This window comes from Bartonella sp. AP58NXGY (assembly GCF_042195785.1).
Lineage (GTDB): Bacteria > Pseudomonadota > Alphaproteobacteria > Rhizobiales > Rhizobiaceae > Bartonella.
Window position 1 is genome coordinate 1 of the sequence record NZ_JBHIOY010000344.1, and the last position, 615, is coordinate 615.

The 615-nt window shown below is 42.1% G+C and carries 1 protein-coding gene; it reads left to right on the forward strand.

Annotated elements, in window-relative coordinates; translation table 11 throughout:
• A partial coding sequence (locus tag ACFINC_RS11320; RefSeq protein ID WP_375617267.1) for an ABC transporter substrate-binding protein occupies positions 1 to 615 on the forward strand: 615 nt, incomplete at both ends.

Sequence of the window (615 nt, forward strand, 5' to 3'; positions counted from 1 at the left end):
CTTAATAATATCGTGGCAAGTCCTGCAACAGCTTTGCTTGATCATAAAACAATTATGAAGCACGAAAAAGATGGCGATCTGGGAAATCAGTATTTAAAAACGCATGCTGCTTGTGTTGGTCCTTATCAGTTAAAAAGTTGGCGCCCTGGAGAAGCTCTTTTGTTGCGTGCAAGCTCCCATTATTGGGGGGAAGTACCAAAATTGAAGCAGATACTCATTCGCCATGTTGCAGAGCCTGGAACACAACGTTTGTTGTTGCAAAAGCACGATAGTGATGTGGCTCGTAATTTGACCTCTGAAGATCTTGCAGATTTGCAAAAAACAACAGATGTTAAAGTTGAAAAGGTGTTGGTGCCAAGTATGATGTATTGGGGATTTAATACGACAAATCCCATTTTTGCTAAGGAAAAAGTACGCTTGGCGATGCGCTATCTCATAGACTATGAAGGTTTTGGCAAGAAGCTTCTCAAGGGTGTTGGTATCCCACGGGCAAGTTTTATTCCTCTTGGCAATTTTGGCGCTTTGGATGAAAAAGAAGGACAGCCCTTTAAGCTTGATATTCAAAAAGCCAAGCAACTTTTAGCAGAGGCTGGTTATCCGAACGGATTTGAGGCC